A 14,194-nucleotide genomic window follows, 5' to 3' on the forward strand; every position below is an offset into this window, starting at 1 on the left:
TCACCCCCTACAGTTCCGGCTTCTGTTTATGGTAGTCAGTTGCTTGCTCAAATGCGTGCGCCACCCGGTAAACGGTCGCTTCATCAAAATGCTTGCCGATGATTTGCAGCCCAAGCGGCAATCCGTTGTCAAACCCGCATGGAACAGAAATTCCCGGGACTCCGGCAAGGTTTACTGGTATCGTTAAAATATCGTTGACATACATGGTTAACGGGTCAGCGATGTTTTCACCGATTTTAAAGGCCGGTGTCGGCGTGGTCGGCCCAATGATCACATCATATTTTTCAAAAACCTGCTCAAAGTCTTGCTTGATTAGCGTCCGGACCTTTTGCGCCTTTTTATAGTAGGCATCATAATAACCAGAGCTTAATGCAAACGTTCCAAGCATAATCCGGCGCTTGACTTCATCACCGAAGCCTTCCGCACGGGTCTTTTTATATAAATCTAACAAGTTTTCCGCATTCGGGGTCCGATAGCCATAGCGGACTCCGTCAAAGCGGGCCAGGTTGGCTGATGCTTCAGACGAAGAAATCAAATAATAAGCCGCCAGAGCATACTTAGAGTGCGGCAGGGATACCTCTTCCCAAACGGCGCCTTGTGCTTCAAGGACTTTTAGGGCATTCAGGACAGACTCACGAACCGATTCTTGTACCCCTTCACCTAGATACTCTTTTGGAACCGCTATTTTTAAACCCTTCACATCACCTGTCAAAGCTGCGGCAAAGTTCGGCACCTCAACATTAGCGGAAGTTGAATCCATTGCATCTATGCCAGATATAGCCTGCAGCAGGTACGCGTTGTCCTCAACTGTTCTGGTAATCGGTCCGATTTGATCGAGCGACGAAGCAAATGCCACAAGACCGAAACGGGAAACACGTCCATAGGTTGGTTTCATTCCCACGACACCGCAAAACGCAGCCGGTTGGCGAATTGATCCTCCTGTGTCAGAACCGAGGGAAAACAGCACTTCGCCAGCTGCAACCGATGCAGCCGAGCCGCCTGACGAACCTCCTGGCACTCTCTCCAGGTTCCAAGGGTTACGCGTTTTCTGGAAGCGGGAGTTTTCGTTGGAAGAACCCATCGCAAACTCGTCCATGTTTAGTTTTCCGATTGTCACGGTTTCGGCCTGCTGCAGCTTCTGTACGACAGTGGCATCATAAATTGGGTCAAAGTTTTCGAGAATCTTGCTGGCACAGGTTGTCCTAAGGCCCTTTGTGACGATATTGTCCTTTATCCCGATTGGCATCCCATACAGTAAGCCTTTGGTGGAATCCTGGTTTTCATCAAGCGACTTTGCGGCCCCACGTGCCCGGTCTTCATCCAATGTCAAAAAAGCCTGGACCTTGTCATCAACCTCGGAGATTCTTTTATACGATTCCTCGACTAAGTCAGAGACTTTTAGTTCTTTTTTATGTAAAAGCTCATGAAGTTCTGAAACTTTATGATCAAATAAACTCACTATTCTATCCTCCTATTCCCCCAAGATTGAAGGCACTTTAAATTGCCCGTCCTGATGCTCTGGCGCATTTTTCAAAACTTCTTCACGCGGTAATCCCGGCTGTGGCGTATCCTCGCGCAACACGTTTTTCATATCCAGTACATGGTATGTAGGTTCCACATTTTCCGTATCCAGCTCATTTAACTGCTCGGCGAATGTGATAATCGCATCAAGCTGCTTTGTCATCTTTTCCGCCTCTTCTTCCGTAAGGGCAAGCCTTGCCAAATTGGCCACATGCTTGACCTGATCCGTTGAAATCCGTGACATCTCGTTTCCCTCCGTTTCCAATCTCATTTTAATATTGATAATATCAAACTTTCACGCTTTAGAGCAATGATTTCCCTTAACAGTATGGACAAGAAAGGGATGGTTTAAATTTTTAAAAAGAAAGACCACATATGATCAATTGTCAGCGGCCCCTTTAATCAACTGACCAATTTTCTTTTTCTTCGCGGTTTCTTTTTCGGTCCTGTCATCAGCTGCAGGATTTTAAAAGGAATATAGCCCAAGAAGCCGCCAACCGTGTTCAAAATCAAATCATCGACATCAAAGCTGCCAAATTCAAACGCCAGCTGAAGGACTTCATAGGTCAGGCTTAAACAAAATGTCGAAAGGACTACGGTGCCCAATTTTTGAAACCGTTTTGCCAGCATTGGTAAAATAAAGCCAAACGGGATAAAGCCGATTACATTGCCCGCTAGGTTCTTCACACGAATATCAAAATTGATATCGGCCAAAAACAGATAAAAATTAATCGTTTTAAACGGAACAAAATTATTGGAACGCCAAAAATATGGCTGATTGCTGAAATTAAAATGATGTACAATTTCTGATAGAGGAATATATTTAAAAAGAATAAGCTTCGTAAGGATTGCCAAATAAAAACAAAGAATGATAAGTAACAATATTTTTTTTATTATTTTCATGTATTTTACTCCAAAAAAATTATAAACCTACCATACCATATTTTCCAAAAATACGGGTAAAAAACTAAAAAGTTACTGGAGGAACTACCAATGGCAGAACATCGATTTTATTTAAAAGCAAACTGGCCGGGGCTGCGCAATGATGTAGGGGAAATTGAGGCTGGGAATCTGAAAACGAAGGTATCCATCCCGCCGGAAATGGATGGCCCGGGTGTCGGCACAAATCCCGATGAAATGCTGCTTGGTGCAGCAGCAACCTGTTATATCATTACACTCGCAGCAATGATGGAACGCCGCGGGCTTAAAAAGGTAAGTTTAACGATGGAATCTGAGGGATTTGTTGATGTGACGAAAGGAGTTATCACTTATAAGAAAATCATTCATCGTCCGCAAATTGTCTTAACCGCTAGTGCATCCGAAAAAGACATCGAAATGGCTCATAAACTGGCCAAAAAGGCGGAAACCTCCTGCATGATCAGCAGGGCAGTGCATGGAAATGTGGAAATTGCTCTGGAGGCAACAGTGGAATTGGCAAATTAAAAGGGGCTCATGAGGCCCCTATTTCAATTAAAAAACTCCATATGCGCTTTTTCTTGTTTATAGTAATCCAGTCTGTCCTGCAATGTACCGGTATGGAACTCAAACTTATGTCCATCCGGGTCCGTGAAGTAGATTGATTTTTTATCCCGCTCATCTCTCTCACGTCCTGGTAGGATATTTACCTGCAATTGTTCCAGTTTATCGTGTATTTTTTGAAAATCTGCCACGTCTATAGAAAAAGCAATATGCGTATACGATTCGCGGATTTCATTTCTAGGAATACCCTTTTCCTCGTTCAACGCAAGCCATAATCCATCTACATCAAAGTAGGCAGTAGTGCGCCCCTTCACCAGCAGCTTTGCATCAAAGACCTTCTGATAGAATTCTATCGATTGCTCCAAATTTGAAACCGAAAATAATAGATGGTTGATCCCCTTTATTGGCATGTTCTTACTCCTATTTTTTAAACTCTCTTAGCGTTTTACTGAGGATGCCATTCTTACATAAGTATGACGTCTCCCTCTAACGGCAATGGAATAGGTCATGATGTTTTCAGGCACTGCAATTCCGTAGAAACCAGTGTCACCAATATGATAGATATCGGCTCCGGCCATTTTGCTATTTAGGGCAATTTGACGGATTGTCGCCTCATCTGCCCCCTCTTGACTTGTGCCGATCGTAAGCATCGCCAATGCCCCTTTAGAATGAACCAATCGAACAAACTTCTCACTGGTCGCCAACGTAATTCCTGGTACGGTGCCTGGGGCTGGCATCAGAATGATATCTGCACCCGCTTCAATAAAGTTTGTAATTGACTCTTCTGAAACAATGCCGCTGCCTGTTTCATTTGCGACCCCTGCACCATGCATTTTTCCTGCAATGATTAACCCCTCATCACCAAAAACCTCACGTGCCTTCTTAATCGCCCCAATCGTTTCATCGTTGGTTACGCCAGTCTTTGGATTCCCAGTTAAACAGACAAAGTCGAAGCCTAATTTTTTTGCCTCTCTTAATGTTTCTTCTGAAGCAATTCTGCCTTTTGAAAGCGTGTCGAGCTTTTCAATTTTATCGGCATTAAGGTCAACCGGCTCCAAATTTACACCTACAGGGCGTCCGGTTAATTCCTTTATTTTTTCAACGACTAATTCATTTTCCTTGCATTTATATCCTTCAATCGATGGGTTAAAGACATCAAATAGGTTTAGTAATAATAAATCGGCACCGAAGGCAGCGGCGAGCTCCGCATTGGTAACACTCGGATATAATGGGGCTACTGCAGTCATTGTCTCCGATAAAATCGTTCTTCCTTCGGATGCTTTAATGGATTGTTTTAAGTCCTGACCATTCATTTTTTGAAAATCTGATGCGGTGCAATCTAAAATTCTTTTCAACAGGTATTCATCCCTTTCATCGTTAAGATTGTTCCTGGATTTTATACTTTATAATAATTCTTTACCATTTCCCCCATCACCCAATTTGTCCTTGCCCCGGTGATGCCGGTGCTTGGGCATTCGCCGCCAATTCCGGTCAATTCGGAAACGATTCTTTCGACAAGCGGCTGATGGACGTGCTTTGGCGGTTCAAAGCTCCATTGTTCCGTTCCGTTTGCTGTTTTCAAACTCACCGGGTCGTTGCCAAAGGTTGAAAATGAAATTTTACCTTTCGTTCCGACGATTTCATTGAGATCGACGTTTTCAAAAGCAGTAAAACACCAATTGCCAACCCCATGCACACCGGATTCAAACAAATATGTACCAGTCACGATATCTTCTGCGTGATAATAGTCCCCCTGGTTAGTTGCAAAGCCCTGCACCTCTTTGACGGGTCCAAGCAAGTAGTCCAGCATATCAAGCGTATGGCTGGCTAAATCAAAAAATAGTCCGCCGCCTGCTAAATCCGGCTGTACCCGCCAAGGGAGATGACTCGGATCCTTCACATCTTCAGAGGGTTTTTGGTACTGTGTAGTGGAAGCGAAGCGCACATCACCGATCACGTTACTTTCCAACAGTTCCTTTATTTTTAAAAATTTTGGCTGGGCCCTGCGATAATAGGCAACGAATAAGGGAACCCCGGCAGCCTTGCAGGCGGTAATCATTTCCTGGCATTCTTCGGCGTTTAGTGCCATTGGCTTCTCTACATAAACAGGCTTTCCCGCTTTCGCCGCTTTAATCGTATATTCTTTATGGGATCCAGGTGGGGTGGCAATATAGACAACATCGACTTCAGGATCGTTTATGAGTGCGTCGCCGTTATCGTACCATTTGGGCACCCCATGCCGCTCGGCGTAATCCTTGGCGAGTTCCCCCGTTCTTCGCATAACGGCAACAAGCTCCGAGTTTTCCACCTTTTGAAATGCCGGGCCGCTTTTTACTTCCGTAACATCGCCACAGCCAATAATGCCCCAGCGCACTTTGTCAAATTTCATTTTGCTTTCCCCCTCCATTTATCGTCTTTTTCTAATCATAATGATAACATTTACTCAGAAAAGTCCACAAACGCAAAAGGAGCTCTTTAAAGCTCCTCCTTTGATTTACCTGTTGAATAACTTCGCAAAAAAGCCTTTTCCCTTTTTAACCTCGCTGGTGTATGCAGCCTTTTTAGTTATAAAAATTTCTTCTTTATCAATGGCATGGTCCATTGCCAGTACCAGGCCGATGTCGGTGTCGTGCTCCTTGTTGGTGACAATCGTATGGCCGATTTTGTTTTTTGTCGCCATTTTTACATATTTGGATAAGTCTTCGTAGTTCATGTTTCCGTTTAGAAAAAGATGGGACTGTGGGTGCTGCTTCATAAATTGGCCCAGTTGCGGGTAAGGCTTTGCTTCAGCCACCTGACTTTTTGTTAGCGCCACGATAATTCGTTCCCTTAAGGTCCCTAAGTATTTTCTCCGCTCCTCGGGCTTTGTCACCAAAGGTCCGTAGATACCCTGCTGCAAGACCTCGTCAACGTTAGGCTTTTTCAAAAAAATCAACTCCATCCAAAAAGGCTCATTATTAAGTATGACAATATCATAAAAAGGGTTACAGGCAAAAAAAATCCCCCTCTCCGGGGGGAGAGAAGGATTTCGAGCCAACCATTTATTATTTTGCACCAGTGAATTGCTCTTCTTCTGTCGAGCCTTTCAATGCTGTAGTCGAAGATGTTCCGCCAGAGATGACCATTGATACTTGGTCAAAGTAACCTGTACCAACTTCACGCTGGTGACGGGTGGCCGTGTAGCCATATTGCTCACTGTCAAACTCAGCTTGCTGAAGCTCGGAGTATGCAGCCATACCGCGCTCCTTGTAGCCGCGGGCAAGCTCGAACATGCTGTGGTTTAATGCATGGAAGCCGGCAAGTGTGACAAATTGGAACTTGTAGCCCATTTTGCCAAGCTCTTGCTGGAACTTCGCGATGGTTTCATCATCAAGCTTCTTCTTCCAGTTGAACGATGGCGAGCAGTTATAGGCAAGCAGCTTACCAGGGAACTTCTCATGAATCGCTTCCGCAAAAAGGCGGGCTTCCTCAATGTTTGGCTCGGAAGTTTCGCACCAGATTAGATCGGCATATGGAGCATAGGCCAAACCGCGGGCAATTGCCTGGTCAATCCCGGCTTTTGTGCGGAAGAATCCTTCTGTTGTGCGTTCACCGGTAATAAATGGTGCATCGTTCTCATCGATATCGCTGGTGATTAAATCAGCAGCATTAGCATCAGTACGGGCAACTAGCACAGTAGGAACGCCCATGACATCCGCTGCTAAGCGTGCGGCAATCAGGTTGCGGACCGCGGTTTGCGTTGGGAGCAACACTTTACCGCCCAGGTGGCCGCATTTTTTCTCGGAAGATAGCTGGTCTTCAAAGTGAACGCCTGAAGCACCTGCTTCAATCATGCCCTTCATTAATTCAAAGCAGTTTAACTGGCCGCCAAATCCTGCTTCGGCGTCAGCAACGATTGGCGCAAACCAGTCAATCGAGTTGTCGCCTTCGGAATGAGTGATTTGGTCAGCACGCTGTAATGCCTGGTTAATTCTTTTAACAACAGCCGGAACGCTGTTAGCAGGATACAAGCTTTGGTCCGGGTACATATGGCCCGAGAGGTTGGCGTCTGCGGCTACCTGCCAGCCGCTTAAGTAAATGGCTTTTAAACCAGCTTTCACCTGCTGGACCGCCTGGTTACCAGTCAAGGCACCAAGGGCGTTGATATAATCTTCTTCGTTCAATAGCTTCCAAAGCTTTTCGGAGCCTTTCTTTGCTAATGTATGTTCAATATCGATTGAACCGCGAAGTTTAATCACATCTTCGGCGGTATAAGGTCGGGTAATCCCCTTCCAGCGCGCATCCATTTCCCAGTTTTCGTGTAATTGAGCTACTCTTGCATCAGTCATTTTAAAAATCCTCCCTATTATTCTATTAAAATTTTTATTTAAATAATTACTTACTACAAAAGTTCATAACCAGGCAGAGTCAAGAAGTCTTTAAACTCATGATTTAAAATCAGGTCATCAAATAGTTTAACCGCTTCATCAAACCGGCCATTTGCATAGGCTTGTTCCCCAATTTCCCGCTTAATCTTGTCTAACTCTTCTGCCTTTAATTGTTGGTACAATTCCGCAGTCACCTTTCGGCCGTCTTTCAGTATCCCTTTCTCATGACGAATCCATTGCCAGAGCTGGGCCCGTGAAATTTCTGCCGTTGCGGCGTCCTCCATCAGGTTGTGAATCGGCGCGGCTCCACGTCCAGATAACCAGGAAGCGACATATTGAATCCCAACATTTATGTTGGTGCGAACACCTTCTTCTGTAATTGTGCCGCTTGGTACCTCAAGTAGGTCCTTTGCTGTTATGGTAATTTTCTGCTGTTTGGCTGTATGGATTTGGTTTGGTGTCGGCATTTCGCGGTCGAACACTTCCATCACTACCGGAACCAGTCCCGGGTGGGCAACCCATGTCCCGTCATGGCCGTCACGAGCCTCGCGCTCCTTGTCAGCACGAACCTTGGCAAACGCCTCTTCATTGGCTTGCGGGTTATGTTTAATCGGAATCTGCGCGGCCATCCCGCCCATTGCCGGTGCCTTTCGGCGGTGGCAGGTCTGAATCGTCAGAAGCGAATAAGAGCGCATAAACGGTACCGTCATCGTTACCTGCGAGCGATCCGGCAGAATCACATCCGGCTGATTGCGCAGCTTTTTCAAAAAGCTGAAAATATAATCCCAGCGGCCACAGTTCAAGCCGGCGGAGTGTTCCTTGAGTTCGTATAGAATTTCATTCATTTCAAACGCTGCCATAATGGTTTCAATTAACACCGTTGCTTTGATGGTCCCCTGCTTGACCCCAAGCTTCTCTTGTGCAAACACAAACACATCATTCCACAGGCGGGCTTCCAAATGACTCTCAAGCTTCGGCAGATAAAAATAGGGACCTGAGCCGCGGGCCAGCAATTCTTTTGCGTTATGGAAAAAGTAGAGTCCGAAATCTACAAAACTTCCGGAAACCGGCTTTCCCTCCAATAAGATGTGTTTTTCCTCCAAATGGAGCCCACGCGGTCTCACCATTAGTACTGCCGTTTTCTCGTTTAGCTCATATCTTTTTTCATTGTGATTTTCAAAGGAAATCGTCCGTTTTACTGCATCTCTTAGGTTGATTTGTCCCGCGACGATATTTTCCCATGTCGGTGAAGTGGCATCTTCAAAATCAGCCATGAACAATTTAGCCCCTGAATTCAAGGCATTAATGACCATCTTCCGGTCTGTCGGTCCGGTAATTTCCACCCGGCGGTCCAAAAGATCCTGCGGCAGCGGCGCAATCGTCCAGTCGCCATTACGGATGTGCTTTGTCTCTGGAAGAAAATCCGGCAATTTTCCGTTATCAATGTCTTTTTGCCGTGTTTTCCTGGACTGTAACAGTTCCACCCTTCGCGAACCGAAATTTTGCTCCAGCTCCTCAATAAATTTCAATGCCTCAGGGGTTAAAATCTCATCATACTGGGCTTTGGCAGCCCCAACCACTTCAATACCCCTCGTCTGCGTCGACATGAACTTGATCACCCCTTTGTTATAATACAGTAACTTGCCTCGTTTTGTATTATATAACACACTTCATAAAAATGGAACTACTTTTCTGAAATTTTTTTAAAAATAGGGAAAATTATCCTATAAAGGTAATGAACTTAAGGTTTCTAAAACTGGACATTTCGCACCAAAATAAAAAACGGATCCCAATCTAGTTGGAATCCGCTGCTTCTTCATATATTTTTTTAAAATCTTCTTCTCTGTTCCTGCTTGTTAAAAATTGAGGGCCCGCAAGCTCGGTTAGTAGCTTATTTTTCAAGGATATATCCTTAATTTCCTGCAATATCCACTGCCGCTTGGAAAAAAGAAACTCCAGATATTCCTCATAGTTGGAGTCAAACTGCTCCTCAAGCTGACATCGTATTTTTTTCGCCAGAATCGGACTAGCGCCGCCTGTTGAAACAGCGATACTTAACCGGCCTCGATGCACATGGGCTGGAACATGAAAATCGGACCCTTCAGGATCATCCGCTATGACAATAAGCTGATGCGGGGCGGCAGCTTGTTTTACAAGTTGGTTTAACTGCGAATCATTTGTGGCTGCAAAAATCATATATGCCCCATTAAGGTCCGCTTTGTCAAATTGACGAGAGTGCCAATTTATTTTTCCATGGATGGCCAGTGTCCTAAGTACATCGGTGACTTCCGGGCTAATCACGCTAATTTGAGCACCGGTTCCGAGCAAGCCGGTCACTTTTCGCTCCGCTACCCGGCCTCCGCCCACTACAACTGCCTTTTTCCCATCAAGCCGCAACATGATCGGATATAATTTACTCATTCTCGATCACTTTCTGCCTAGACAAATAGTCTACCAGGGCTTCCTTTGTGGCTTTTTTCGGCATACCCGTTGAAGGCAGTCCCAAGTCTAAAACGGCGCTTAAGGTTTGTTTGCCCATACTGACGACCTGCTTGCCCTGTAAAAACGTATCTGCAGCAAGCCCGCATTCTATCAATGCCTCAACAAATGGCTCAACAGAAGCACGGCACGGGAAAATCACTGTATTCACGGCAGCTTCACCCAGCATCCTTTTAAAAATCGGCAAGTATTGCCGATCGAGCATTTTTTCACTTGTCACCCAAATGTCAGCCTTATCATAGTTATTCTTCAAGCTGGTGTTGTCTCCGACAACCAGGAAGTCCCCAGTACCGGACATCTCATCCATCAGCTTTGGAACAAACCCGCGTACTTCCAATGCGCGAATCGTTTTGATAGATACACCGAATAAGTCGGCAGTAATTTTCCGAATATCAACAGCGTTTTCCTGCAAGGATTTAAAAAATTCATCCACATTTTCAGGAGAAGAGAACAAGATTTTTTGATAGCCGGAAATTTTCGCCAGCACCTCTTGGTTAACAGGCATAGGGACCCGCTTCCATTTTGGAAATTCTATGACATCAGCACCCTGGTCACCCAACTCCTTCGCCAACTCGCTGGCGCACTCACCGGTTCGGGCAAGCAGGATTTGGCGGCCATATAACGGCTTTTTCTCAAACCAGCTGATTTTTCCCCTTAGCGACACCACATCACCAACTAAAATAATCGCCGGATTGCTGAACTTGGCCTCGATCACTTTAACTGAAATATCCTCAAGAGTACCCTGCAATGTTTTTTGCCGGCCGAATGTGCCCCATTGGATGAGAATGGCAGGAGTCGATGCCGGTTTTCCAAACTTTATTAGGTTTTCGCAAATAAACGGCAAATTGCCGACTCCCATGTAAAAGGCAATCGTATCGACGCCGCGTGCAAGACCTTCCCAGTCAAGTTTCGGTTTGCCGTCCAGTGATTTATCATGAGCCGTAACAACCGCAAATGATTCCGCATGCTCACGATGGGTAACAGGGATTCCGGCATAAAGCGGAGCCGCAATACCGGAGGTTACACCAGGGACAATTTCAAATGGGATTTCATGCTGGGCGATGGCGGCCGCTTCTTCACCGACACGGCCGAACACACCCGGATCTCCGCCTTTGAGACGGACGACGATTTTTCCCTCCAGGGCTTTTTCCACCAACAGGTCATTAATATGCTCCTGTCGTAAAATATGGCGATCAGGCAATTTGCCGCAGTAAATCAGTTCGCAATCACTTGGGGCAAACTCCAGCAGCTTAGGGTTGGCAAGCCGGTCATATAAAATCACCTCGGCCCGCTTGATCGCTTCAAGCCCTTTTATCGTCATTAAACCGACATCCCCTGGTCCCGCTCCTACTAAAAAAACTTTTCCTGTTCCCATCGTGCAGCATCCTTCCCTGTTTTCAACCTATAATACTACAAAAACAATACCCTTTTCTATTTCAATTTTGTATATTTTGACCTGCCCTGAGTCGGGGGCCTGTACTTCGCCGTCCACAAGCGAGATTTTCCAGTCATACACTGGACAAAAAACATAATCCCCGCTGACCAGTCCTTCCGAAAGGACACCGCCCTTCGGATGCGGACTGCGGTTTTCCAAGGCATAAACAGTGCCCTTGGATGTTTTGAACAAGGCGATTTCCTTGTCATCAATTTGGATGGAATAGCCGGTCCGTTCCTTTAAGTTTGAGTAATTGGCAACTGGAATTCTGGTTATTGTTTGCAGCATCTGGGCTCACTCCCCGACCTTAATGATTTGCTTTTTATAATATTTTTCTTGGATTTCCTCGTTCTGAATCGCTTCATTCCATGGCTCCATGTATTTTTTCAACGTTTGTTCTAGGCGTTCGTTCAATGCTTTACGCGTTTCCTCGTTCGCAAGCACTTCCTGTACATGTGCAAGGCCCACCCGTTCCAGCCATTTGGAGGTACGCTCCAAGTAATGGGCTGTTTCTCGATAGTACTGGAGGTAAGCACCAGTCATCTCCATGACTTCTTCCTCGGTCTTGACGGTACATAGCAGGTCACCGGCGCGGAGATCGACTCCGCCATTGCCGCCGACGTAAATTTCCCAACCGCCATCAATGCCGACAAAGCCGATGTCCTTTATGCCTGATTCAGAGCAGTTTCTTGGACATCCGGAAACACCCATTTTTACTTTATGCGGGGTATCGAGACGTTCGAATTTCTTTTCCAGCTGGATTCCAAGGGCCATCGAGTCCTGAGTGCCATAGCGGCAGAATTGAGCGCCGACACACGTCTTTACAGTGCGAAGCGTTTTTCCGTACGCATACCCAGATGGCATATCCAGCTCTTCCCAGATAGCTGGGAGGTCTTCTTTTTTAATTCCAAACAAGCCAATTCGCTGACCGCCTGTTAATTTTACTAATGGAACATCGTATTTCTCAGCCACTTTGGCAATTTTGATTAAATCCTGCGGCGTGGTTACCCCGCCGTACATTCTTGGCACAACAGAATAGGTTCCGTCTTTCTGGATGTTGGCATGCATTTTTTCATTCACAAGGCGGGAATCGCGATCATCCTTATATGCATCCCTGTGAATCATGCCTAGGTAGTAATTGATGGCCGGGCGGCACTTGGAACAGCCTTCCTCAATATTCCAGCCCAGAACGTTCATGACTTCCTTGACGTTCGTTAAGCCTTTTGTTTTGATTTCTTCGATTAGTTCTTCACGGCTTAGGTTTGTACAGCCGCAGATGCTTGTTTTTTGAGCTGCTTTTTCGTCAAATTCGTCGCCCAGTGTATGGGCAAGGATGCTGGCGACCATCGGTTTACAGCGTCCGCAGGACCGGCCCGCATTGGTACAATGGCTAACCTGGTCAAGCGTTGTCAGGCCTTGTGCTTTGATGGAGTCAACAATCGCGCCTTTGGTTACGCCGTTACAGCCGCACACAAGTTCATCATTTGGCATTGAGGCAATATCACTGCTGCCTGCTTCTCCCGTGCATTCCGATTGAAAAATCGAGACGTTGGTCATGCCGCTGATATCCTCTTGTTTCGTCAGCATGCGGAACAACTTGGTGCTGTCCTTTGTATCGCCATACATGACAATTCCGACAATCCGGTTATTTCTAATTAATACACGTTTATAAACACGGTCATAGTCGTTGTACGCCATAATGGATTGTGTGGTGCCATCTTCATAAATTTCGCCTGCTGAAAACAGGTCAACTCCGGCTACTTTTAGCTGGGTTCCAGTGACAGAGCCTTGGTATGGTTCTGTTGTATTGCCGCAAATACGGTTTGCCAATACTTTACCTTGTTCATATAACGGGGCCACTAACCCATAAACGATTTCTCTATGTTCTGCACACTCCCCGACAGCGTAAATGTGAGGTATGCTCGTTTCCATCCAATCGTTGACGACAATGCCGCGGTTAATTTCGATTCCGCTGTTTTTCGCCAGTTCCATGTTAGATTTGATGCCGATTGCCATGACAACAAGGTCTGCTTCGATTGCAGAGCCGTCTTTAAAGCGAAGGCCGGTAACTCGCTCATCGCCTAGGATTTCGACGGTTTCTTTTTCCATCAAAAAGTTCATGCCCTGTGCTTCAAGTTCATCCTTAAGCATCGATGCGGCAATCTGGTCTAATTGACGTTCCATCAGGGTTGGCATGAGGTGAACAACATCGACTTTCATGCCGAGATTGAGCAGGCCTCTTGCAGCTTCAAGACCAAGCAAGCCGCCGCCGATGACAACGGCTGTTTTGTATCGCTCCGCTGACTTGATCATCATTTCACAATCTTTGATATCACGAAATCCGGTCACGCCTTGTTTGTCGGCCCCCGGTATTGGCAAAATAAACGATTTGGAACCTGTTGCAATAATTAATTCGTCATACTCGACTTCACGGCCTTTTTCGCTGATGACCCGTTTGTTTTCCGGGTCAATTTTGGCTACAGCTTCCCCCGTAAATAATTGGATATTATTTTCCTTGTACCACTCAAGAGGGTTGATAATAATTTCTTCAAAGCTGGTGTCGCCTTGGAGAATATTTGATAACTTGATTCGGTTATAGTTTGGATGCGGTTCTTCTCCAAAAATGGTAATTTCGAATTTTTCCGGAGCAAGTTTAAGAATTTCTTCAATTGTTCTGATTCCGGCCATTCCGTTGCCAATCATGACTAGTTTTTTCATTTTGGATCGCTCCTATATGTTTGGTTTGGTTTGTAGTTTTCAAGTTTAATAAGTTTTTCTCTATAGTTAAATTGTAATTCTACGTCACAAATTAATTTGTGAAGTTCATCACATTTTTATGTTGTTTGTGAATAATTTCACATTATTGTCATAAAGGAAGTTATTTATTGAATGC

14 protein-coding genes are annotated in these 14,194 nt (G+C 45.5%); 1 reads left to right on the forward strand and 13 read right to left on the reverse strand.

Annotation, left to right across the window (positions count from 1 at the left end; all coding sequences use genetic code 11):
* Nucleotides 1-7: 7 nt before the first annotated feature.
* From gatA to M3234_RS18105, 3 genes are all read right to left on the reverse strand, one after another.
* Nucleotides 8-1,459 (reverse strand): Asp-tRNA(Asn)/Glu-tRNA(Gln) amidotransferase subunit GatA, encoded by a 1,452-nt coding sequence (gatA, locus tag M3234_RS18095; RefSeq protein WP_262306050.1) that lies wholly within the window; start codon nt 1,457-1,459, stop codon nt 8-10.
* A 12-nt stretch (nt 1,460-1,471) separates the two neighbouring features.
* On the reverse strand, nt 1,472-1,765 hold the full coding sequence (gene gatC / locus M3234_RS18100) for an Asp-tRNA(Asn)/Glu-tRNA(Gln) amidotransferase subunit GatC (RefSeq protein WP_066319524.1): 294 nt from the start codon (nt 1,763-1,765) through the stop codon (nt 1,472-1,474).
* Between the two features lie 158 nt (nt 1,766-1,923).
* Nucleotides 1,924-2,424, reverse strand: coding sequence for a VanZ family protein (locus M3234_RS18105; protein WP_262306051.1), 501 nt, complete (start codon nt 2,422-2,424; stop codon nt 1,924-1,926).
* 90 nt (nt 2,425-2,514) lie between these two features.
* On the opposite strand from M3234_RS18105, the gene M3234_RS18110 reads away from it, so the two are divergent.
* Nucleotides 2,515-2,964, forward strand: a complete 450-nt coding sequence (locus M3234_RS18110) for an OsmC family protein (protein ID WP_262306052.1) — start codon at nt 2,515-2,517, stop codon at nt 2,962-2,964.
* Between the two features lie 23 nt (nt 2,965-2,987).
* Here the strand turns inward: M3234_RS18110 and fosM are convergent, their stop codons facing one another.
* From fosM to nirB, 10 genes are all read right to left on the reverse strand, one after another.
* On the reverse strand, nt 2,988-3,410 hold the full coding sequence (gene fosM / locus M3234_RS18115; RefSeq protein WP_262306053.1) for a FosM family fosfomycin resistance protein: 423 nt from the start codon (nt 3,408-3,410) through the stop codon (nt 2,988-2,990).
* A 27-nt stretch (nt 3,411-3,437) separates the two neighbouring features.
* Nucleotides 3,438-4,355, reverse strand: a complete 918-nt coding sequence (locus M3234_RS18120) for a DUF7916 family protein (protein ID WP_262306054.1) — start codon at nt 4,353-4,355, stop codon at nt 3,438-3,440.
* A gap of 41 nt (nt 4,356-4,396) precedes the next feature.
* Entirely contained in the window at nt 4,397-5,389 is a 993-nt protein-coding gene (locus M3234_RS18125; RefSeq protein ID WP_262306055.1) for a Gfo/Idh/MocA family protein, read from the reverse strand.
* Nucleotides 5,390-5,494: 105 nt separating this feature from the next.
* Nucleotides 5,495-5,926: a YueI family protein gene (locus tag M3234_RS18130; RefSeq protein WP_262306056.1), complete on the reverse strand. Its 432-nt coding sequence runs from the start codon at nt 5,924-5,926 to the stop codon at nt 5,495-5,497.
* Nucleotides 5,927-6,044: 118 nt separating this feature from the next.
* Complete coding sequence (gene aceA, locus M3234_RS18135) at nt 6,045-7,328, reverse strand: isocitrate lyase (protein WP_262306057.1); 1,284 nt, start codon at nt 7,326-7,328, stop codon at nt 6,045-6,047.
* Nucleotides 7,329-7,381: 53 nt separating this feature from the next.
* Nucleotides 7,382-8,974, reverse strand: a complete 1,593-nt coding sequence (aceB, locus tag M3234_RS18140) for a malate synthase A (protein WP_262306058.1) — start codon at nt 8,972-8,974, stop codon at nt 7,382-7,384.
* Nucleotides 8,975-9,161: 187 nt separating this feature from the next.
* Entirely contained in the window at nt 9,162-9,788 is a 627-nt protein-coding gene (locus M3234_RS18145; protein WP_262306059.1) for a precorrin-2 dehydrogenase/sirohydrochlorin ferrochelatase family protein, read from the reverse strand.
* Nucleotides 9,781-11,241: a uroporphyrinogen-III C-methyltransferase gene (cobA, locus tag M3234_RS18150; RefSeq protein ID WP_262306060.1), complete on the reverse strand. Its 1,461-nt coding sequence runs from the start codon at nt 11,239-11,241 to the stop codon at nt 9,781-9,783. Before cobA ends, M3234_RS18145 begins: the two co-directional genes overlap by 8 nt.
* A 27-nt stretch (nt 11,242-11,268) precedes the next feature.
* Nucleotides 11,269-11,589: a nitrite reductase small subunit NirD gene (gene nirD, locus M3234_RS18155; protein ID WP_262306061.1), complete on the reverse strand. Its 321-nt coding sequence runs from the start codon at nt 11,587-11,589 to the stop codon at nt 11,269-11,271.
* A gap of 6 nt (nt 11,590-11,595) precedes the next feature.
* Nucleotides 11,596-14,019 carry a nitrite reductase large subunit NirB gene (nirB, locus tag M3234_RS18160; RefSeq protein WP_262306062.1) on the reverse strand — a complete coding sequence of 808 codons (2,424 nt, stop codon included), beginning with the start codon at nt 14,017-14,019 and terminating at the stop codon, nt 11,596-11,598.
* Nucleotides 14,020-14,194: the final 175 nt, after the last annotated feature.

Origin of the sequence: Neobacillus niacini, assembly GCF_023715785.1 — a bacterium.
In the GTDB taxonomy this organism is placed as follows: domain Bacteria; phylum Bacillota; class Bacilli; order Bacillales; family Cytobacillaceae; genus Neobacillus; species Neobacillus niacini_E.